Genomic DNA, 20,415 nt, shown 5'->3' on the forward strand with positions numbered 1-20,415 from the left:
TCCGGCAGGTCGCACCAGTGTGCACCCGACCGCAAAACCCACAGACATCCGTTGACGAACAGACGATTATCCGCAGCCGTACGTCCCGGGTCGCCAGCTTTCCCCGGCAGCAGTGGTGAGATCCTCGCCCATTGCGCCTCGGTCAGCTCATATCGCTTCGCCGCCATCATCCGCTCCGTGTCGAATCACGGAACTCTATGAATCAGCGATCAAACCACTTGGGAATCCCGAATGTCGATCGGGCCTAGGTTGTGGACTCAAACCTAGCCCATAGCCGGGTGGCAACAAGCAGAATAGCGGCAAGGAAGTTTCGGGCGGTTTTGTCGTAGCGGGTTGCGACGCGGCGAAAATGCTTGAGCTTGTTAAAGAAGCGCTCAATCAGGTTGCGTTGCCGACAAATGAGATGGTCAACCGAGCGTTGGACCTTGCGGTCGCGGGAGGTCGGGATGTGCGCCCGCCCGCCACGAGCTTCGACAAGATCGATGATAGCTCGGGCGTCATAGCCACGATCCGCGACGAGGTCGCGATCCGGCTTGAGCCCTTCGATCAAGGTCGGCGCAATGGTCTTGTCGGACGACTGACCCTGCGAAAGCACAATCCGTACAGGCATTCCCTGCTGATCGACGACCGCGTTGATCTTGGTGCTCAATCCTCCGCGAGAACGGCCAATGGCGTTATCCGGGCCCCCTTTTTACCGCCCGCCGCATGCTGGTGAGCGCGGATAATCGATGAGTCGATCAGTTGCAGAGACTGCGGCGATCTCGCCGCCAGGGCCTCGAATACTCCAAGCCAGATGCCCGCCTTCGCCCAGCGATTGAAACGGTTGTACACGGTCGTGTAAGGCCCGTAGCGCTCCGGCAGATCCCGCCAGGGAGTGCCGGTGCGCAACACGAAGAAGATGCCATTGAGAACCTTGCGATCGTCCGGCCGGGGCCGGCCATTCTTCCTCCCCTCGGCTCCCGGCAATAACGGCGCGATGATCGTCCATTCGGCGTCCGTCAAATCGAAGCGTGCCATCAAAGCCTCCATTTGGAAGCCTTGAATCACCACGTCTCATCGACCACAAGGGGTTTGAGTACGGAACCTAGCGCCTCGTCAGCGCGGGGCAGGCCGCTCCCGTCCTCAGCCAGGCGATTGCGGCGATTACGGTGACAGTGCACCCAGTGGCTCCGGCCGCTTTCGCGGGTTCGAAGGATCGTGAATCAAAGTGTACTGCGCAGGCGACATGGCGAAGCCCTGAGTGATCAGCCTCACAGATCCAAGACTTGCCTTTTGACAGGCTCTGCATACGCTGCGCACGTGATGTTCGGGGCTGTGATGGGCGCATTCCGCTGGTTTTCATTGCTATTTGTGGTCTGGCTAACCTGCGGTTCGGCGCACGCCGAGCGTCGCGTCGCGCTCGTCATTGGCAATTCGGCCTACAAGAGCGTGCCGAGGCTTACGAACCCGGTGAATGATGCCACGCTGATCGGTGGCATGTTCAAGAAGGCCGGATTCGACAGCGTCGACATCAAGCTCGACCTCAGCGTGGTCGATATGCGCAAGGCGCTTCGCGAGTTCGCAGGCAAGGCTCGCGAGGCCGAAGTCGCCGTCATCTACTACGCCGGCCACGGCATCGAGCTGGACGGCAACAACTACCTGATCCCGACCGATGCTGCCCTGGAGACGGACAACGACGTGTTCGACGAGGCGTTTCCGCTCGACCGGGTGTTGTTTGCCATCGAACCGGCCAAACAGCTCCGCCTCGTCATTCTCGACGCCTGCCGCGACAATCCCTTTGCCAAGACAATGAAGCGCACGGTCGCCGCGCGCGCCATCGGACGTGGTCTTGGCAAGGTCGAGCCGACCAGTCCGAACACCATGGTCGCCTACGCCGCGAAGGCGGGCTCGACCGCCTCCGATGGCGACTCGAAGAACAGCCCGTTCGCGGCCGCGCTGGTCGAGCGTCTGCCCACACCGGGACTCGACCTGCGCAAGGCCTTCGGCTTCGTGCGCGACGATGTCCTCAAGACCACCGGCTACAAGCAGGAGCCGTATGTCTATGGCTCGCTGGGCGGTGACGACGTGTCCCTGGTTCCGGCCAAGCCGGTCGCTGCGGGACCGCAAGCCAACCCTCAGGACGCGATCCGCCGGGATTATGAGCTGGCGCTGCAGATCGGCACCAGAGAGGTTTGGACGGCTTTCCTCGCCACGTATGCCGACGGGTTCTACGCCAGCCTGGCCAAGGGGCAATTGAACCGGATCGCAGCAGAAGAGTCGCGCGCCGCCGCCGCCGATAAGGCGCGGCAGGCCGAAGACGAGAAAGAGCGGCTTGCGGCGGAGCGGGCCAGGAAGGCGGAGCAAGACAAGGCGGCGGCAGCCGCCAAGGCCGCTGAAGATGCGCGGATTGCGGCTGAGAAGGCCAAGCAGGTCGAAGAGGCAAGGGCCGCCGCAGCCGAGCAGCGCAGGAAAGAGGCCGAGGCCGCAGCAGCCAAGGCGCTCGCCGACAAGCAGGCAGCCGAGAAGGCGCTTGCGGACAAACAGGCCACCGACAAAGCCGCTGCCGAGAAAGCCGCCGCAGAACTGGCGGCGAAAAAGGCTGCCGAGAAGCCGGCCGGTGCGGATGGCGAACAGAAGGTCGCGGCGCTCGCGCCGCCGTCGGCGCAGCCTGTCATGTCACCCCAGGAGGTCGCGAAATCGGTGCAGTCGGAATTGCGCCGGGTCGGGTGCCTGACTGCGTTGGCTGACGGTGACTGGAATGCGACGTCACAGCGCTCGCTGACGCTGTTCAACAAGTATGCCGGAACGAAACTCGACGCCAAGCTCGCCAGCTTCGATGCGCTGGATGCGATCAAGGCCAAGCCGGGTCGCGTCTGCCCGCTGGTTTGCGATCATGGCTTCAAGGCCGATGGCGATGCGTGCGTGAAGATCACCTGCCGCGCGGGCTATCGCGTCAATGACGACAACGAATGCGAGAAGGCGCAGGAGAAGAAGCCGGTCGCGACGCGGGAGGACGCCCAGAAGCGCGATAACCAACGTAAGGAGGTCGACGCTGCACCGGCGAAGCCGCAAGCGAGCGGGCAGCTCATCTGCAATAATGCTGGGTGTCGACCGGTACGGCCCGGCTGCCGGATTGAGCGCGCGAAAATTGGTGGCTCGTACGGCATTACAGGAACCCAGGCCGAAGTGTGCAACTGAAGCGGCAGGATAGATTGCGGCGATGAAAGAGATCTCGCTCCAGGATAGCGAGCGCTTCGTTCCAACTCTCGATGATCCGTTGTACGGGAAACCAGTGTCTCTCCAAAAGCGGTGACACGCCGCTTAGTCGGCTCCTGGTCAGCTCCTGGCCCTTCGGGGATATGAGGTTGCGCAGCGCCGATCTCCACTTTTGTGGCGGCGCGGTCCTCGCCATGCTGCACGCGCGTACCGGATTTATGGGGACGGACCCTGGTTCGCCATCAAGGCGCGGGGCAGGCGGCCCCGGTCTTCACCCAGGCCTCGACCAGCGCGCCGGCCTGCTCTTGCGCGCCCGGGAATGTCGCTTGCTGGGCCCGTTTCGGACTTGGGCATAGCCGGACATCGGCCCACAATTCTGATATATACCACTCAATTTCCCCGAGCTTGGGGGGCGTCTTGAGCAGCGAGCACGTAGAGCGGCCGCTGGCAGCTACTCTGGCCGCGGACATTCGCGGGCATCGCAGGTCCGCAGAATACAGCGGCAAGGACGTGGCGAACTCACACAGGAGCCCGCCGGCTTTCGCATAGTTGGAACTACGAGGCTTTAGTATTGCGGTTATACGCGCTGCAATTAAGCCATGCAGCGATGTCCATCGGCCGACGCGTCTGGAGTGGCGAGCATGATGTCGATAAAATTTCCGCTGTGGCTTCGCTTTTTCCTGCTTGTCGGCGTCGTCGCCTTTGCGGGAGGCGCAAGTCTCCTTGCCTATCGGTACTACAGCCGCCCGGTAACGCTGACCGTGGCGGTCGGCTCGGTCGACGGCGAGGCGGCCAAGGCAATGTCAGCGATAGCAGGCGAGCTCGTTTCAACGAACGCGCCGGTCCGGCTCAAGGTCATCGACAGCGGCACCGCGCTTGAGGCCGCTGCCGCTTTCTCCGCGGGCAAGGTCGATCTCGCTGTGGTTCGCGGCGATGTCGGCGACTTGTCGCAGGCGCAAGCCGTCGTCGTCGTCAGCCATATGGTCGTGCTGATCATCGCGCCGCCGGGATCGTCCATCGACGGCATTGGCAACCTGAAGGGACGCACGGTCGGCGTGGTCGGCGGCGTTGTGAACGCCAAAATTGTCGATGTGTTGACCAAGGAATACGATCTGGCGGCCGCAAAAGTTGTATTCAAGAACCTTGCTTTGACGGATGTCCGGCAAGCCATTCAGTCAAAACAAGTCGGTGCCCTGCTTGTCGTGATCCCGCTCGCCGAAAAATACCTCTCGCTCGTCCGCGGATTTTTTCAGCTCGACCATAAAAAGGTCCCGGTACTGATCCCAATCGAGTCCGCCGGGGCAATTGCCGAGAATGAACGCGCTTTTGAAAGCTTCGACGTCCCGAAGGGCACGCTGCGGGGATCGCCGCCGGTCCCGGAAGATGACCTGACGACCCTGAGGACCTCGCTATACCTGGTTGCGCAAAAGAAGCTCGGCACTGATCTGGTAACCAGCCTCACGGAGGCGATCATGCGCGCGCGCAGAAATCTTCTGCGCGAGCAGCCGATTTTCGCGCAGATCACCGCGCCCAGCACCGACCAGGATGCCTACCTTCCGCTGCACCCTGGCGCGGCAGCCGTCTACAACAGCACCACGCAGAGCTTCATGGATGAATACGGCAACTGGATCTATTTGACGCCGATGGTACTGGGTGGCGCTGCCACCATGCTTGCGGCGGCGTGGAAATTCCTGGGCGTCGGCAACCGCGCAGCCGAAGGCCCGCTCGATTCCCTCTATGCCCTGGCGCGCCGGATTCGGAAGGTCGATTCAGAGGCTGAACTTTCGGATATCGAAGACGAAATCGACAGCATTCTAAAGGCGGAGCGCGCCAAATCCGCTGCTGGAGACGAGAGCGCGGTGGATGATGCCACATTGAACGTGGCAGCCCACCGGCTGGAGAGCTTGATTCACGACCGACGCACATTGATCGCCAGGGGACCCGCAGTTGCCTCCGCGGCGTAGGCGGCACACCGCTAAATCGCGACACACCGGTGAATCATGAATGCAATCGCGCTATCGTGCATCACGTTTCTATGCATCTCAGGCGGTGCCCTGCTGGGTATGTTCCTTCCCGGGCATCACCTGAGCACAGATGACAAGGATGTGGTCAGGCTGGGCACGGGCCTCATCGGGACGATAGCCGCGCTTGTCCTCGGCCTGCTGATCGCCTCGGCGAAGGGCTCCTACGACACGCAGAGCACTCAAGTCACGCAGATGACGAGCAATGTCGTCCTGCTCGACAATCTGCTGGCGCAGTACGGACCGGAGGCGAATGACGAACGCAATCTGTTGCGTCGCGCCGTCGTTGCTTTAGCCGATCGAATGTGGCGCGAGAAAAGTTCCGAGGTTGCCAAGGCGAACCCCTTCGAGGCGAGCGCCGTAAGCGAAGCATTCTTTGCGAAGCTTCAGCAGCTTTCGCCGCAGGACGATTCCCAGCGCTCCCTGCAAGCCAGGGCCATACAGATCGCCACCGACATTGCGCAAACCCGCCTGCTGCTGTTCGCACAGACGAACAACTCGATCCCTATGCCGTTCCTGGTGGTGCTGATTTTCTGGCTCACCATCATCTTTGGAAGCTTCGGCCTGTTTGCCAAACCCAGCGCAACCGTTTTCGGCGCGCTGTTCGTTTTTGCACTGTCGGCCGCCGGGGCGATCTACCTGGTCCTGGAGCTGGGCCAGCCATTTTCGGGTTTGATGCAAATTTCCAGCGCGCCACTGCGCAGCGCCCTCACGCCGCTCGGTCCCTGAGCCATTCGCATGATCGGGGTTGCCGGCCAGAGAGCGCCCGCCCTAAGGGACGGGGCAGGCCGCCCCGGTCTTCACCCAGGCCTCGACCAGCGCGCCGGCCTGCGCCTGCGTGCCCGGCGCGGGCGAGCGGCCGAAGCCGGGCTTCCAGGCCCAGCCGACCAGGGTGTCCTTGCCGATGTGGTCGATCAGGTCTTCCACCTTGCGCCCGCCATTGCGCGCGGGATCCCGGATCTGCTCGCAGATCTCGCCGACGGTCTTGCCTTCCCATGCCATCTCGCGCGGGGCGAGATGCCACTCGGGATGGCCGGGCATGCGGCCGGGCTCGAAATTGGCCTTCTGGTGGCAGGTGTTGCAACGCATGGACTCGAGCCCATGGCCGTCGGCGCCGCGCGTGACCGGCGGCTGATGCAGGCGGGCATTGTCGCCCTGGTGCGGCCTGTCGCCGGCCGGATGGCAATTGGTGCAGCGCGGATGCGTCAGCACCTTGCCGAGCTCGGTGAAGATCGCCGCCGAGCGCTTCTCGGTGTCGCCGATCGAGGTGAAGCTTTCGGGCGAGGCGAGGGCATGGCTCGCCGTCTCCGAGGCCGCGTAGGCCGCGCACAGGCTGCTCGCGAGCGCCGCGATCACGGCCATCGTCTTGAATCGTGCGTCGGAGATCATGGCTGGTGTGTCCCCAGGCGCGCTCACTTGGTGGCGATGAGATAGCGGTTTGAATCGGCGAGGATCACGTCGCGCACAGCCTCGTGATATTTGATGTAGCCGGTGCAGCGGCAGAGATGGCCATCGAGCGCATCCGCGATGGTCTGCTCCAGCGCCTCGCGCGGCACCGGCGTGCGCGACAGACGTTCGAGCAGCACCTGGCCCTCGTTGACGAAGCCGGCGGTGCAGTAGCCGCATTGGAAGGCGAAGTGCTCGACGAAGGCCTTTTGCAGCGCCGACAGCTCACCATCCTTGGCATGACCCTCGACGGTGCGGATCGACTTGCCGTCGAAATTGACCGCAGGCGCGATGCAGGTCGGGCTGGTGTAGCTGGTGCCGTCGGGCGCGTCGACGATGATGGCGCAGCTCAGGCATTGCGCGGCGCCGCAGCCGAACTTGGTGCCGGTCATCCCGAGCATCTCGCGCAGAAAATCGTTCATCGAGAGGTCGTCGCGGACGTCCATCGGACCGTGCTTCTGGCCGTTGATGGTGAGGCTGAGGGTCGTCACGCGAGCACTCCCTTCAAAAGGCTTGATGTGACCGGCAGCGATCGGAAGCGATGGCCGGTGGCGTCATGGATGGCGTTGATCAGCGCCGGTACGATCGGGATCATCACGACTTCGGCCATGCCCTTCGGTGCTTCGTCGGCTGTCTGCGGCTTCAGCATTTCGATCTCGAGATCGCGGAGCGGCAGGTCGGAGCCGCGTGCGACCAGATAGCGGCCGAGATTCCATTCGCCGTTGCCGGGACCGCCCTCGAATGGCGGCAGCGTTTCGAGCAGCGCGTAGCCGACGCCCATGGCGAAGCCGCCCTGGGCCTGGCCCATCACGACCTCCGGCACCAGCGCGGTGCCGCATTCGAATACGCTGTAGGCCTTGGCGATGCGGAGCACGCCGGTTGCGCGCTCGATCTCGACGCGGACGACCGTGCCGCACATCGAGGTGTAGGCGGTGCCGATCCGGTTGTTGTCGGTCGGCGGAAACTTGACGCTGGTGCGGTTGATCCGTTCGAACTTGCCGTTGCCGCGGCGGATCGCCAGCGCGTCGATCTCGGCGCGGTACTGCTCGCCGAACACCGGAAAGCGCGCCCGCGACCAGGCCCAGCGGGAGAAGCTGTGCGCAACCGCACCGGTGACGAAGCTGCGCGCATGGGCTGTCGCGGCCAGTACCGGCAGCGCCAGCGGTTCGAGACCGGGCATGGTAAGCTGCCCGTTCTGCCAGCTTGCGGCGGCCCATTGCCGAGCGCGCGGATCAGTCTTTGCGATGTGCCACAGCTCCAGCGCCGCGGGCCACAGGCCGTAGCGGAAGATGACGCGGGCGGCTTCTGCGGCGGAATGCGTGCCGACATGCGCGCCGATCGAGGAACTCGTCGGCGAGCTGATCGCGGGCACCCAACGCGGATTTTTCTCCGCGGCATCCTGGGTCTTCTGGTCCATGGTGGAGGGATCGCCGGACGTGACCAGGCCGAGCACGTCATAGCTATCGACGCGAGCGACCGAGACCTCGTCGGCGATGGCGCCGAGATGGCTTGCGACCCGGTTGGCCAGCGCCGTTCCGATGCCGTTGCCCATCTCGACGTGATCGCAGAAGATCACGATCTTGCCGTCAGGTCCAAGCTCGACACGGCCGAGAGAGCCGTCCGCGCCGGAGCCATAGTCTTTCGTCACGCAGGCGACGCCGGTGCCGACCAGCCGATCCGACGATGTTTGCTTGAACTGTGCCCGCTGCTGCCAGATTGGATGCTGCTCGAGCTTGTCGAGGATTTCCGGCGTGCGCACCGAGACGATGTAGGGATTGCCCGTCATGGTCCGACCGTTCTGGGGCAGCGCGTTACGCCGCCGGAAGTCGATCGGATCGCGCTTGAGCTCGGACGCCGCCTCGTCGATCAGGACCTCCAGCGCCGTCATGGCCTGCAGGATGCCGTAGCCGCGCATCGAGCCCGCGCTCACGCCGCGCGAGTGCACCGCGACGGTCCTGACGTCGACCTTCGGAATGTCGTAGATGCCGATCGCGCCGGTGGCCGCGACGACGGCGACGCTGGCCGAGAAATGGGCGAGCCCGCCGCCGTCAAGCACGTGGTCGGCGGCGAACGCCCTGATCTTGCCGGTCGCGCGATCGATGCCGATGCGCGAGCGCATCTTGATCGAGTGGCGCTTGATGCCGCCCTGAAACTGCTGGTAGCGGTCATGCGCCAGCCGCACGGGCCTGCCGGGAAAGCAGACCGCCGCGAGCGCGACATAGAGAATGAAAGGTGTGTGATCGCGGCCGCCGAAGCCGCCGCCGACATGGGCGAACTGCGCGTTGATGTGCGCCGGCTTGTAGGGCGCGCGGGCCTTGCCGAAGAGATGCGCGATCGACTCCGCCGCCTCGTAGGGCGATTGTACGCCAAGCAGAAGTTCGAGATTGCCGCCTTTGCCGTTGTACCAGGCGAGCCCGCATTCCGGCTCGAGGAACATCGGGTCGACCGATTGCGTCTCGAACTCGCGGTCGAGCACCAGCATGGAGGCGTCGTCCGCGGCAAGCTCGGCGCGGATCTGCTCGCCATATTTCGCTGCCTTGGCGTAATCCGCCGGCATTTCCTTGGCGAGCGCCGACCACACCGGCAGCGCCGCGCTCTGCACCTTCTTGGGCGAGACCCAGCCCGCCTGGATCGGCGAATAGACATCCGGCTTGTCAGGCGAGGGACCTGCCACGCGGGTGAAGCGGAAGGCCCCGTAATCGGGGACGACGACAGGCCCGGTCTCCTCGCCGAATTGGACGAAAGTGCCGTCGCGCAGCGCGAGACGCGCCTGGTCGAAGGCGTCGAATTTTTCGAAGATCAGAAGCGCGACCGGCTGGCCGAGATAGAGCGGCGTCTTGCCGATCGGACAGAACAGGTCGCCCGCATAGAATTCCGGCACCTGCGTCCCGATCCGGTCGAGATCGGCGGCCGTCACCACCACCGACGGCTTGAGCGCGCCGCCGAGGCGGGCGAGATCCAGGCCGGTGTAGACGTGCGTGGCGTCGTTGGCGCGCACCAGGATGGCGTGCGAGGTGATCTGTGGCCAGCCCGGCAGATCATTGGCGCGGAAGTCGGAGGCGTAAAGCTTCGCGCCGGTGACCTTGGCGACGCCGTCGACACGGCCGGCGCCCTTTGCCGCGGGATTGAACTTGCCGCGTCCAGGCAGCGTCTCGTGGGCTGCGAAGGGAGCTGGCGTCGCCGAGGCAAGATGAGACAGGCTGACCGAGATGCCTCCCGCCGACAACCACTTCACGAACTCGCGTCGCGAAGGCTCCATGATCAGATCCTTGTACAAGGTTTCGAGGGCATCACGATGCTGACGGCATCCATGCCCGGAAGGTCCGCGCCAATGCTAGCTCGAATCCGTCGTGATTCGTCATGCGACGATAGAAAGGGTCAGGGCGTTTACAACCGGTGAATGTCGTGCGCTTCCCGGATGGGATCGACGTTTCGCGCTTGCTTTAGAATCGAATCAAACTGAAGACGGATGGGCAACGGGGGCGAAACTCAAATGCAGCACGATCCGAACGACGTCTCTCCAGTCAGAGCGGATATGACAAAGCTCTCGCGGCGCCAATTGCTCGATTACGGTCTCAAGGCGGGCGCGTTGTCGCTGGTCGCAGGCAGCGCGCAGGCCCAGCATGCCGCGCACGACCATGCGGGCGCCTCGCACACCGCGGACATGTCGCCAACGATGGGGATGGTTCCGGAAACGCCGGTTCCCGCCATGGATCAGCCGCTGCTCGAGCCCGAGGTGCGGCGATCTGTCAATGGCGTTCTGAGCACGACGTTGCGCTGCGGCTACGCCTATCGCCAGATCGGCGGCGTCCGGCTCTATGTCCGGTCCTATGAGGGCGGCAGTCCCGGGCCGACCCTGCGCATGAAGCCCGGCGAGACCCTGCGCATCAAGATGATCAACGACCTGCCGCCGAACCGCGACGGGCTTCCCGCCGACATCAGCCACCCGCACCAGTTCAACAACACCAATTTCCATTTCCACGGCGCGCATACCAGCCCGAGCGGGATCGCCGACAACGTCATGCGCTCGATGGCCCCGGGCCACAGCTACAACATCGAGATCACGCTGCCGGCCGATCACACCCGGGGCACCTACTGGTATCACCCGCACCACCACGGCAGCGCCGACATCCAGATGTCCAGCGGCATGGTCGGCGCCGTCATCATCGAGGGCGATTTCGCCGACGTGCCCGAGATCGCCACCGCCCGCGAGCGCCTGCTGGTGCTGACCCAGGTGGTCTACGACGCCAACGGCATGGTCGAGAATTTCGAGACGCTGTTTCCGGAGACGGCGACGCGTTTCCTGGCGATCAACGGGCAGCGGCGGCCGGCGATCGAGATGCGGCCCGGCGAGGTGCAACGCTGGCGTATCCTCAATGCCGCCTATCAGGACGACATGCTGCTTGATCTCGAGAAGCATGATCTGCAGGCGATCGCTTATGACGGCATCCAGCTCGGTGCCGTGCAGCCGCTGAAGCAGCTGCTGATCGCGCCCGGGCAGCGGGCGGATATCCTGGTGAAGGCGGGCGGCCCCGGCACCTACGCCTTCAACGCGGCGCCCTACGACCAGGGCCACCCTTCGCCGGTGGGGCCGCTGGCGCGGGTCGTTGTCGCGGGCGCGCCGATGGACATGAAGCTGCCGCGCGCCCTGCCGCCGGCACCGCTCGCGCCCATCAAGGACACGGAGATCACCAACCGCCGCAAGGTGGTCCTGTCGGCGACCGCACCCGAGGCCGACGCCGCCGGCCACTGGCAGGAATTCGAGTTCTTCATCGACGGCAAGAAGTTCAATCCGGCCCGCATCGATCAGCGGGTCAAGCTCGGGGCGGTCGAGGAGTGGACCATCCTCAACACGCATGAGCATGACGACCACGTCTTCCACATCCACACCAACCCGTTCCAGGTGGTCTCGGTCAACGGCAAGGCGCTGGCGGTGCCGGAATGGCGGGATTCCGTGATCGTGGAGCGCAAGGGCGGCGTGGTCGTGTTCCGCTCCCGTTTCCTCGATTTCACCGGCGTCTACATGCTCCACTGCCACATGATGAACCATGAGGAGATGGGCATGATGCAGACGGTCGAGGTCTACAAGCCGTAAGCTTCTGGGGGGATTGCAGGAATTTGGCGAATGGCGGGGGCTGATCCGGGTCCGGCCGGGCTTCCCTTGGCGGCCGGCATGGCCTATTACGCTGCAACGCAAAATTCCCCCCAGAAGACATCATGATCCGCCTCGACAACGTCAGCAAGCAAGCCGGCCACCAGATCCTTTTCATCGAAGCTTCCGCCGCCCTCAACAAGGGCGAGAAGATCGGCCTGGTCGGGCCGAACGGGGCGGGCAAGACCACGCTGTTCCGGATGATCGCCGGTGAGGAACTGCCCGACGAGGGCCAGGTCTCGACCGATCGCGGCATCACCATCGGCTATTTCAACCAGGACGTCGGCGAGATGAGCGGCCGCAGCGCCGTGGCCGAGGTCATGGACGGGGCGGGACCGGTGAGCACGGTGGCGGCCGAGCTGCGCGAGCTCGAGACGGCGATGGCCGATCCTGATAAGGCCGATCAGATGGACGAGATCATCGCGCGCTACGGCGAGGTGCAGCACGCCTTCGAGGAGCTCGACGGCTATGCGCTGGACGGCCGCGCACGCGAAGCCCTCTCAGGCCTCGGCTTCAGCCAGGACATGATGGACGGCGACGTCGGAAAACTCTCCGGCGGCTGGAAGATGCGCGTGGCGCTCGCCCGCATCCTGCTGATGCGCCCCGACGTCATGCTGCTCGACGAGCCGAGCAACCATCTCGACCTCGAAAGCCTGATCTGGCTGGAAAAATTCCTGCACGATTACGAAGGCACGCTGCTGATGACCTCGCATGACCGCGAGTTCATCAACCGCGTGATCTCAAAAGTGGTCGAGATCGATTCCGGCTCGCTCACCACCTACACCGGCAATTACGAATTCTACGAGCAGCAGCGTGCGCTGAATGAGAAGCAGCAGCAGGCCCAGTTCGAGCGCCAGCAGGCGATGCTGGCCAAGGAGATCAAGTTCATCGAGCGCTTCAAGGCGCGCGCCTCGCATGCCGCGCAGGTGCAGAGCCGGGTCAAGAAGCTCGACAAGATCGAGCGGGTCGAGCCGCCGCGCCGCCGCCAGACCGTCGCGTTCGATTTTCCGCCGGCGCCGCGCTCGGGCGAGGACGTCGTCGCCTTGAAGAAGGTGTTCAAGGGCTACGGCAGCAAGCGGATCTATGACGGGCTCGATTTCATGATCCGCCGCCGCGAGCGCTGGTGCGTGATGGGCGTCAACGGCGCCGGCAAGTCGACGCTGCTCAAGCTGGTCGCCGGCGCGAGCGAGCCCGACGAGGGCACCGTGGCGGTCGGCGGCAGCGTCAAGATGGGCTATTTCGCCCAGCACGCCATGGACCTGCTCGACGGCGAGCAGACGGTGTTTGAGTCGCTCGAATATGCGTTTCCGACCGCGGGGCAGGGAAGCCTGCGCGCGCTTGCCGGCTGCTTCGGCTTCTCCGGCGACGACGTCGAGAAGCGCTGCCGGGTGCTGTCGGGCGGCGAGAAGGCGCGGCTGGTGATGGCGAAGATGCTGTTCGACCCGCCGAACTTTCTGGTGCTGGACGAGCCGACCAACCATCTCGACCTCGCCACCAAGGAGATGCTGATCACGGCGCTGTCGGATTTCGAGGGCACCATGCTGTTCGTCTCCCACGACCGGCATTTCCTGGCGACGCTGTCGAACCGGGTGCTGGAGCTGACGCCGGAGGGCATCCACCAGTTCGGCGGCGGCTACACCGAATATGTCGCGCGCACCGGGCAGGAAGCGCCGGGGTTGCGGAGCTAATTCTTCGTGCTGTGGGCGATCGTCTCGATCTCGTTGGTCCAGATCCCGCCGGAATAGCCTTGCGGAAGCCGGGCAAACAGCTCCGGCGTATCGATGCCGGTCGAGAACTCGCCGCCGCTGTAGGGACCGAGCACGAAAACTGCACTGTTGGCGCCGGTCATGCGATTGAGAAATCGATCGGGCCAGCCCCATAGCCAGGGCGCGACGTTGATCGGCACCAGCACCATCGCATTTCGGCAGGCCGGCGGCACGAGGCCGGTCCAGCCATAGCTGATATAGCCGAGCAGGCAGCTCCGGATCGCCGCGCGTGAAATCGTGCGGACGTCCGGCGTGAGGCGACGGATCACCTCGATCGGTTCGTCGCCGCCGTAGACCATGATCCTCCGCCGTCGCTCGGCTGGCATCGCGTTCAGCACGGCCGCGAGCTTCTCGCCCTCGTGTGCGTCGCGGCTCTTCACATTGATGAGGAGTTGCTTGTTAGGGAAGGCGGCAAACACCTCGGAGAGCGTCGGCATCATCCCGATGCCCTTGCCACGAAACGGGAAGGTTTTGCCGCTATCGGCGGTGTAGCCGTAGCCGATGTCCAGCGTTTTGAGCTTTGCCATGCTCTGCTCGCGCGTGACGCCGTGGCCGTCGGTGCGGCAGTCGAGCGTCCAGTCGTGGAATATTGCGAATTGACCATCGGTGGTCGGGTGCACGTCGAGCTCGACCACGTCGGCGCCGGCGTCGAAGCCCGCGCGCATCGAGCGTACCGTGTTTTCGAGGTAGTCGTGCGTCGGCGGCAGCATGCGCGCTGCGGTGCAGGTGTCGTTCTTCACATCGCGCTCGTCGAAGCGTTGCGCCATGCCGCGATGGGCGAGCATGACCGGTTTACCGTCACGATGCGGCGCGAGAAGGCTGGTGTTGTTGATGTAGACTCCCGCCGCGACGGCGATGACGGCCGCCGCCGCAAATTTCAGTTTCCGACCCACGGATGATTCCCAATTTCCGCGATCACCCTCAGTGGCGTTTGAGGTCGATTTGCGGCGATCATCAGGGATGGGCGCTGCTGAGCGCCCATCCACTGAGTCGGAGAACCTTCTCCGTCGCTAGCGCAAAATCTCGCGCAGCACCTCGCCGTCGACGCGGTGCGGCCTGACGCCCAGAATCTGCATGATGGTCGGCGCCACGTCGAGATTGCGCATGCGCCGGATCGTCTTCTCGCGGATCTGGGGGCCTGCGGCAATGAAGGTCGCGCTCATCACCGGCAGCTCGGGATCATGGCCGTGGGCACCGTAGAAGTTGGGCATCGACAGCATGGTCGTCGCCGCGCTGAACGGCGCATCGCCCAGGCGGGCGACGCCGGGGTTCTGGATGCCGTCGAAATTGTAGCCCGGGGCCATCAGCGCGAACACATCGCCAAAATCCTGGCCGATGGTCTTGCTGGTGCACTGCCCGATCCCGGCCTCGCACTGGAGCGGTCGGGTCTCGACCACCGTGAAGATCCGTCCGTTCGCGAGTGAGCCGTTGAATTTCGGGTTCGGGTCGACCGCATTCTTCACCGCGTCGGTAATCTGCGTCACCAGTGCCGCGTAGGTCGCCGGATCGACGGTGCCGCCCTGTTCGCGTTGCTGCAGGTTGACGTAGATGTTGGCCGCCGGGCCCGAGGTGCGGATCGCCACCTTGGTGGTGTCGATGCCGGCATTCTTCAGGATATTGGCCATGCTGACGGAGGTGTGGAACGGCGCGAAGCCGTGGTCCGACACCACGATGACGTTGCTGTCCTCGCCCGCCGCCTCGGCGATCCGCTTCACCGCCTTGTCCGCCGTCTGATAGGCGAAGCGGATATAGGACGCGTAACGCGCGACCTTGGCGGGGTCCTGGCCGGCGCCGATCGAGCTCGGGTCCTTCGGGTTGGTGCCCTGGCGCGGGTCGGTGAGCAGGAACTGGTGCTCGGAGCCGTCGGGCTGCTCGATATAGACCATGACCAGGTCGGCGTCGGGATGGTTCTTGATCGCGCGCTCGCCGATCTCGGTCTGGTAGCGCACGAAAGTCTTGACCATGTCCTCGTACATCGCCTCGATCTCGATGTCGGGGAAGTTGGTGAAACCCGGGCTCAACCGCTCCGGAATGCGGAAGTCGGCCTGCGGCCGCCAGAACCCGATGCTGTTGTTGATGTCGTCGACATCGGCCAGCACCGGCGCGTTGCGCGGGATGAAGTTGGCGCCGTAGCGGGCGAAGCGCACCACCGACAGGTCGGGCGCGAGCTGCGAGACGAAATAGGCGGCACCGACCTTGGCTCCGCTGCCTTCGAAGAAGAACGGTGCGTTCTCGCCGCCGAACTTGACATAGGCCGGTCCGGTCGACGGCGGGGCGAACGGTCCCGCCGTAATGCCGCGCGTGGCGTCGAAGAAGACCAGGGTGTCGTAATTCACCTTGCGGTCATTGGTGGTGTCGAGCGCGGCGACCCGGATCGCGTATTTGAGGTCGAGCGTCGCCGCGCCTGCGCAGGTCGCGGTCGACGCCGACGAACACGAGAACGTCTCGATCGGCGCCGACGTCGCCAGCACCGGGCTGAACGAGAAGCGGCCGGCCGCCTGAAGGGCGGTGGCGACCGCCGCATCGGGCGCGAAGTCGGTCCGGGACAGCGAGAAGCCCTGGGCTCCGATGCCGCCGAATGCGCCGAACGGCACGGTGTAGTCGGTGACACGGACCGGCTGGGCCGGTTGCACCACCGTGCCGTTGATCGAGATGTCGGCGCCGTCGCCGCCCGGCCACGTTGCGGTGACGACTTTCTTTCCCTGCTGGCGGAGCTGCACCCACAGCGGCAACGCGCTCGGCCGCGGCGAGGGCCCGAGCGGGCTCTCGCGGTAGCCGCCGATCGGCGCCGCGAAGCCGCTGAGACTCGACGAGATCGGTCCAACGATCGCCTGGAACGTGTTCGAGGGGATGTCGTTGTGGACGGCGGTCGAGCCGGTGGCGATCTCGATATGCGACACTGCGGTGAGCGACGGCGAGGCCGTCACGTTCTGCAAGGCCACGGCACCGCGGCGGCTCAGCCGCGCCAGGCCGCCGTCGCGCGGCAGCACGCCTTCCTCGATGAACTGCTTGATGAAATCAGGCTTGGCACCGTCGAGCGAGATGAGCACCACCGGCGGCGACCTGCGCCCGTGATGGTGGCCCCGATCATGGTCGCGATCACCGGAGTTGTCGGAACCGCGGTCGCGGCCATTGTCGTCCTGATCGGCGAGTGCCGGCGCCGCGGCGCCGGCCAGCGTTGCCGCGAGCGATAGCGAAGATATCAGGGAGAAGAGCTTTTTCACGTGAGCGCCCCATGCATTTTGCCGCGCAATCTGTGCGCGTTTAACCTGGAATGACACGTGGAGTATCGAGTGCGGCCGACGACGCGCGTATGACGCTTGAGCGACGCATGTGCGTCGCTGCATGATCGTTGTCGCAAGCGTCCAACCAACATCTCTGTCGCGCAAGTGAAGGGAACCCAGCAACGCAGGCCTGCGCTCGCGCGTCTTGAACGCTGCGAACTCGTTCGCTACGCTTGAGAAAATTTGGGAGTGAAGGCGTGAAGCAGCTCAGGATCGGCGACATCACCATCGATGCGGTGATCGAGCGGGAGGGGCCGTGGCGGCGGCCGCAAGATTTTTTTCCGGCTTATGACGACGGCCTGTTCAAGCAGCATCTGCCGACGATGGAGCCGGAGGTGTTCGACGCCGCGCGCGGCATGATGGTGATCACCTATCAGACCTTCGTCGTGCGCACGCCGCGTTATACTATCCTGGTGGACACCTGCACCGGCGAGGACAAGGGCCATCCGCCGCCGTTCGATTTTCCGGGCAAGGAACGCTGGCGCAACGAGCTGTTCGCGCTCGGCATCGGTTTCGAGCAGATCGACTATGTGTTCTGCACGCATCTCCACATCGACCATACCGGCTGGAACACGATTTTGCGCGATGGCCGCTGGGTGCCGACATTCCCGAACGCGAAATATGTTTTTCACAAAGGAGAATACGCAGCCTGGGAGGCGGAGCACGCCAGGGGCAGCAACCCGCCCGGCACCGTCTTCCGCGACAATTGCCTGCCGATCGTCGAGGCCGGGCAGGCGCTGTTGGTGGATGACGATTACGCGCTCGACGACACCGTCACGCTGACGCCGACGCCGGGGCATTCGCCCTGCCATTGCTGCGTGAACATCTTTTCGAAAGGCCAACGCGCGGTGGTCGCCGGCGATCTTATGCATCACCAGATCCAGTGCCGCGAGCCGGACTGGTCGGCGAAGCCGGATTGGAATCCGCAGCAGTCGGCGGTGTCGCGGCGAAAGTTCTTCGCCGCCGTCGCCGACACCGACACGCTGATCCTGCCGATCCATTTTCCGGCGCCGACGGTAGGCCTGATCAAGCCGCTCGGCGCCGCGTTCGATTACCGCTTCAAGCGGGATTAACCACCGTCTCGCCGTCATGGCCGGGCTTGTCCCGGCCATCCACGACCTTTGCTACACGGAAACAAGAACGTGGGTGCCCGGGACATCTGGCGCGAAGACGCCCTTCGCGCTTCTGCCCGGGCATGACGAGTTCGTGGAGCGACCGTGCGTCCGCCAATCTAATAAGTGTAGAACATCCGCTGGATCTCCTTCGTGTCGGTCGTCTTGGTCAGCGCCAGCATCAGCAAGATACGCGCCTTTTGAGGGTTGAGCGTATCCGAGACGACGAAGTCGTGTTCGTCGTCCTTGGCTTCGCCATTGCGCGCGACGATGCCGTTGCCGACACGGCTGCTCCGAACGATCACGACCCCCTTCTTGTGGGCGTCGTCGAGAGCCGGCTCGACCGCCGGCCGGGCAAGACTGCCGTCACCCACGCCGGCATGCACGATCCCCTTGGCCCCGGCGGCGACAAAAGCGTCGATCGCGACCCGGTTCATGTTGGCGTAGCCGTAGACGATATCGACTTGCGGCAGGGTATCGAGGCTGGAGACGTCAAATTCGGAGTCCGCCGTGTGCCGGCGCGTCGATTGACGATAGAAATACGGCTTGTTTCCCTGCATGTAGCCGAGAAAGCCGAGCTCCGGCGTGCGGAAGGTGTCCGCCGTCGAGGTGTTGTTCTTGGTCACATCGCGCGCCGCGTTGATCTGATCGTTGAGAGCAACGAGCACGCCCTTGCCGACCGCCTCGTCGCTGCCAGCGAGGATCACCGCGTTGAAGAGGTTGATCGGCCCGTCCGCGCTGATCGCCGTCGAAGGCCGCATCGCGCCGACGATGACGACGGGTTTTTTGCTCTTGACGACCAGGTTCAGGAAATAGCTGGTTTCCTCGATCGTATCGGTCCCGTGCGTGATCACGATCCCATCGACGTCGTCCTGCGCGAGGAGCGCGTTGACGCGCTTGGCGAGCTTGAGCCAGTAGTCATTGTTCATGTTCTCGCTGGCGATCTGGAAAACCTGCTCGCCCTTGACGTTTGCGACGGTTTTCAGTTCGGGGACGGCGTTCAGGAGGGTCTCGATGCCCACGGTGGCAGCGGTGTAGCCGACCACGGTGGTGCTGCTCGCCCCGGAGCCCGCGATCGTGCCTCCGGTTGCCAGAACCATGACATTGGGCAGACCGGGGCCCTTTGCATTCGCGACTTCAAGACCTATGAGCAGCGCAAAGAGCAAGCTCATTGTCGCCATTATGTGATGACGCACTCGAAACTGCCACATCTCGACATCCCCTTCCAAAAAAGCCTCGTCAACGCACCCCATTTCGCTCAGCACTGCATGATCCGTCAGCCGACGGCTTCTGTCTAGGGTGGTGATGTTTTTCAGATGACGCGTAGTGCGCGCGGGGAGGCGGCCTTGTCGTCATGCCCGGGCAGAAGCGCGAAGCGCGTCTTCGCGCTGGAGGTCCCGGGCATCCACGATCTTGGCTTCGAGTGCGCAGAACGCGGACGGCCGGGACAAGCCCGGCCATGACGGAGTTTGTTTGCTGATTGTCAGCTAAAGAAGCCGCGAATTTGCAGCGCCTTACGCGCTGACCTCGCACTTCTTCATGAAGCTGTTCTTGGCCGCACCGGCGAGCGGCTTGCCGTCGGAGCCGACCGCCTTCGGCGTGCAGGCGTCTTCCTTGCACTTCTTCATGAACGAGGTCTTGGCGGCGCCGGCGAGCGGCTTGCCGTCCTTGCCGACGGCCTTGCTTGCGCAGGTGTCGTCCGCAAAGGCCGAGCCGACTGCAAAGGTGGCGACGATGGCCGCCAGGAAAATCCGTTTCATGATGAGTGTCTCCCTTAACCGAAATGGTCGGCGAATTGGAGCCTGAAATCATGGCGCAATCAAGCAGGATGAGGACTCGCGGTCGCGTCGCCGGAGACTTTTCGATACTTCGCCCGCCGCGCGGACGCGCGCTCTTGCTGCACTGCGCGCAGACCGGGCTGGGCAATCCTGCTAGCGTCGGGCCGGCCAAGCTGGAAACGGAGCATCGCAAATGGACGCCGTGACCCTGGACGTGCCGGAGACCACCGATCAGCATTCCCACTTGGTTCAGCCCGTGACCATGGAATGGCAGACGACACGCTTTCCGGGCTGCGAGGCCAAGACGCTGCTGTTCGATCGCAGCACCGGATTGATGACGGCGTTGATGCGATTCGCACCTGGCGCCGTGCTGCCCGACCACGAGCATGTCGGCGTCGAGCAGAGCTATGTGCTGGAAGGCGCGCTGGTCGACAAGGACGGCCCGGCCAAGGGCATGGCTTGCAAGGCCGGCGAGTTCATCTGGCGCGAGGCGGGCAGCCGCCATGCCGCCTGGTGTCCGGACGGCGCGCTGATTCTCGCGATGTTCCAGGTCCCGAACAAGTTCTTCGAGGCCGATGGCCGAGTCGTCGATGCCGGCGGCCAGGATTGGGACGAGACCTGGGGGCACACGGCGGCGCAGCGGGCCAAGACGTAAGCCCTG

16 protein-coding genes are annotated in these 20,415 nt (G+C 64.2%); 7 read left to right on the top strand and 9 right to left on the bottom strand.

Features of this window, described 5'->3' with window-relative positions; translation table 11 throughout:
* On the bottom strand, nucleotides 1-167 hold a 167-nt coding region (locus ACXJMY_RS29250), incomplete at its 3' end, for a transposase (protein ID WP_456622882.1).
* A gap of 77 nt (nucleotides 168-244) precedes the next feature.
* Nucleotides 245-1,017, bottom strand: a protein-coding gene (locus tag ACXJMY_RS29255) for an IS5 family transposase (RefSeq protein WP_456622817.1) whose coding sequence is annotated in 2 segments (ribosomal slippage) — nucleotides 245-684 and nucleotides 684-1,017 — 774 coding nt in all. Because the reading frame shifts where the segments join, the coding sequence is not laid out codon by codon here.
* A gap of 300 nt (nucleotides 1,018-1,317) precedes the next feature.
* On the opposite strand from ACXJMY_RS29255, the gene ACXJMY_RS29260 reads away from it, so the two are divergent.
* From ACXJMY_RS29260 to ACXJMY_RS29270, 3 genes are all read left to right on the top strand, one after another.
* Entirely contained in the window at nucleotides 1,318-3,177 is a 1,860-nt protein-coding gene (locus ACXJMY_RS29260) for a caspase family protein (protein ID WP_456622818.1), read from the top strand.
* A gap of 659 nt (nucleotides 3,178-3,836) precedes the next feature.
* Entirely contained in the window at nucleotides 3,837-5,159 is a 1,323-nt protein-coding gene (locus ACXJMY_RS29265; RefSeq protein ID WP_456622819.1) for a TAXI family TRAP transporter solute-binding subunit, read from the top strand.
* 36 nt (nucleotides 5,160-5,195) lie between these two features.
* A complete protein-coding gene (locus ACXJMY_RS29270) occupies nucleotides 5,196-5,945 on the top strand; it encodes a bestrophin-like domain (protein WP_456622820.1) in 750 nt (249 codons plus the stop codon).
* 42 nt (nucleotides 5,946-5,987) lie between these two features.
* Here ACXJMY_RS29270 and ACXJMY_RS29275 read toward each other — a convergent pair whose 3' ends face one another.
* The 3 genes from ACXJMY_RS29275 to ACXJMY_RS29285 are packed head-to-tail and all read right to left on the bottom strand — an operon-like array spanning nucleotide 5,988 to nucleotide 9,921.
* On the bottom strand, nucleotides 5,988-6,605 hold the full coding sequence (locus ACXJMY_RS29275; RefSeq protein WP_456622821.1) for an Isoquinoline 1-oxidoreductase subunit: 618 nt from the start codon (nucleotides 6,603-6,605) through the stop codon (nucleotides 5,988-5,990).
* Nucleotides 6,606-6,628: 23 nt separating this feature from the next.
* Nucleotides 6,629-7,153, bottom strand: a complete 525-nt coding sequence (locus tag ACXJMY_RS29280) for a (2Fe-2S)-binding protein (RefSeq protein ID WP_456622822.1) — start codon at nucleotides 7,151-7,153, stop codon at nucleotides 6,629-6,631.
* Nucleotides 7,150-9,921, bottom strand: coding sequence for a xanthine dehydrogenase family protein molybdopterin-binding subunit (locus ACXJMY_RS29285; RefSeq protein ID WP_456622823.1), 2,772 nt, complete (start codon nucleotides 9,919-9,921; stop codon nucleotides 7,150-7,152). Before ACXJMY_RS29285 ends, ACXJMY_RS29280 begins: the two co-directional genes overlap by 4 nt.
* A 276-nt stretch (nucleotides 9,922-10,197) precedes the next feature.
* Between ACXJMY_RS29285 and ACXJMY_RS29290 the strand changes: the two genes are divergently transcribed.
* Nucleotides 10,198-11,757, top strand: a complete 1,560-nt coding sequence (locus ACXJMY_RS29290; protein ID WP_456622824.1) for a multicopper oxidase family protein — start codon at nucleotides 10,198-10,200, stop codon at nucleotides 11,755-11,757.
* Between the two features lie 122 nt (nucleotides 11,758-11,879).
* On the top strand, nucleotides 11,880-13,502 hold the full coding sequence (locus ACXJMY_RS29295; RefSeq protein WP_456622825.1) for an ABC-F family ATP-binding cassette domain-containing protein: 1,623 nt from the start codon (nucleotides 11,880-11,882) through the stop codon (nucleotides 13,500-13,502).
* Here ACXJMY_RS29295 and ACXJMY_RS29300 read toward each other — a convergent pair.
* Nucleotides 13,499-14,473 (bottom strand): glycerophosphodiester phosphodiesterase family protein, encoded by a 975-nt coding sequence (locus ACXJMY_RS29300; RefSeq protein ID WP_456622826.1) that lies wholly within the window; start codon nucleotides 14,471-14,473, stop codon nucleotides 13,499-13,501. The two genes, ACXJMY_RS29295 and ACXJMY_RS29300, sit on opposite strands and share 4 nt — an antisense overlap.
* Nucleotides 14,474-14,590: 117 nt before the next feature.
* Entirely contained in the window at nucleotides 14,591-16,804 is a 2,214-nt protein-coding gene (locus ACXJMY_RS29305) for an alkaline phosphatase family protein (RefSeq protein WP_456622827.1), read from the bottom strand.
* A 257-nt stretch (nucleotides 16,805-17,061) separates the two neighbouring features.
* On the opposite strand from ACXJMY_RS29305, the gene ACXJMY_RS29310 reads away from it, so the two are divergent.
* A complete protein-coding gene (locus ACXJMY_RS29310) occupies nucleotides 17,062-17,937 on the top strand; it encodes an MBL fold metallo-hydrolase (protein WP_456622828.1) in 876 nt (291 codons plus the stop codon).
* A gap of 158 nt (nucleotides 17,938-18,095) precedes the next feature.
* On the opposite strand, the gene ACXJMY_RS29315 is transcribed toward ACXJMY_RS29310, so the two are convergent.
* Nucleotides 18,096-19,241, bottom strand: a complete 1,146-nt coding sequence (locus ACXJMY_RS29315) for a type II asparaginase (protein WP_456622829.1) — start codon at nucleotides 19,239-19,241, stop codon at nucleotides 18,096-18,098.
* Between the two features lie 249 nt (nucleotides 19,242-19,490).
* Nucleotides 19,491-19,736: a hypothetical protein gene (locus ACXJMY_RS29320; RefSeq protein WP_456622830.1), complete on the bottom strand. Its 246-nt coding sequence runs from the start codon at nucleotides 19,734-19,736 to the stop codon at nucleotides 19,491-19,493.
* Nucleotides 19,737-19,947: 211 nt separating this feature from the next.
* On the opposite strand from ACXJMY_RS29320, the gene ACXJMY_RS29325 reads away from it, so the two are divergent.
* Nucleotides 19,948-20,409, top strand: a complete 462-nt coding sequence (locus ACXJMY_RS29325; protein WP_456622831.1) for a cupin domain-containing protein — start codon at nucleotides 19,948-19,950, stop codon at nucleotides 20,407-20,409.
* Nucleotides 20,410-20,415 lie beyond the last annotated feature (6 nt).

This window comes from Bradyrhizobium sp. P5_C12, from assembly GCF_054049735.1.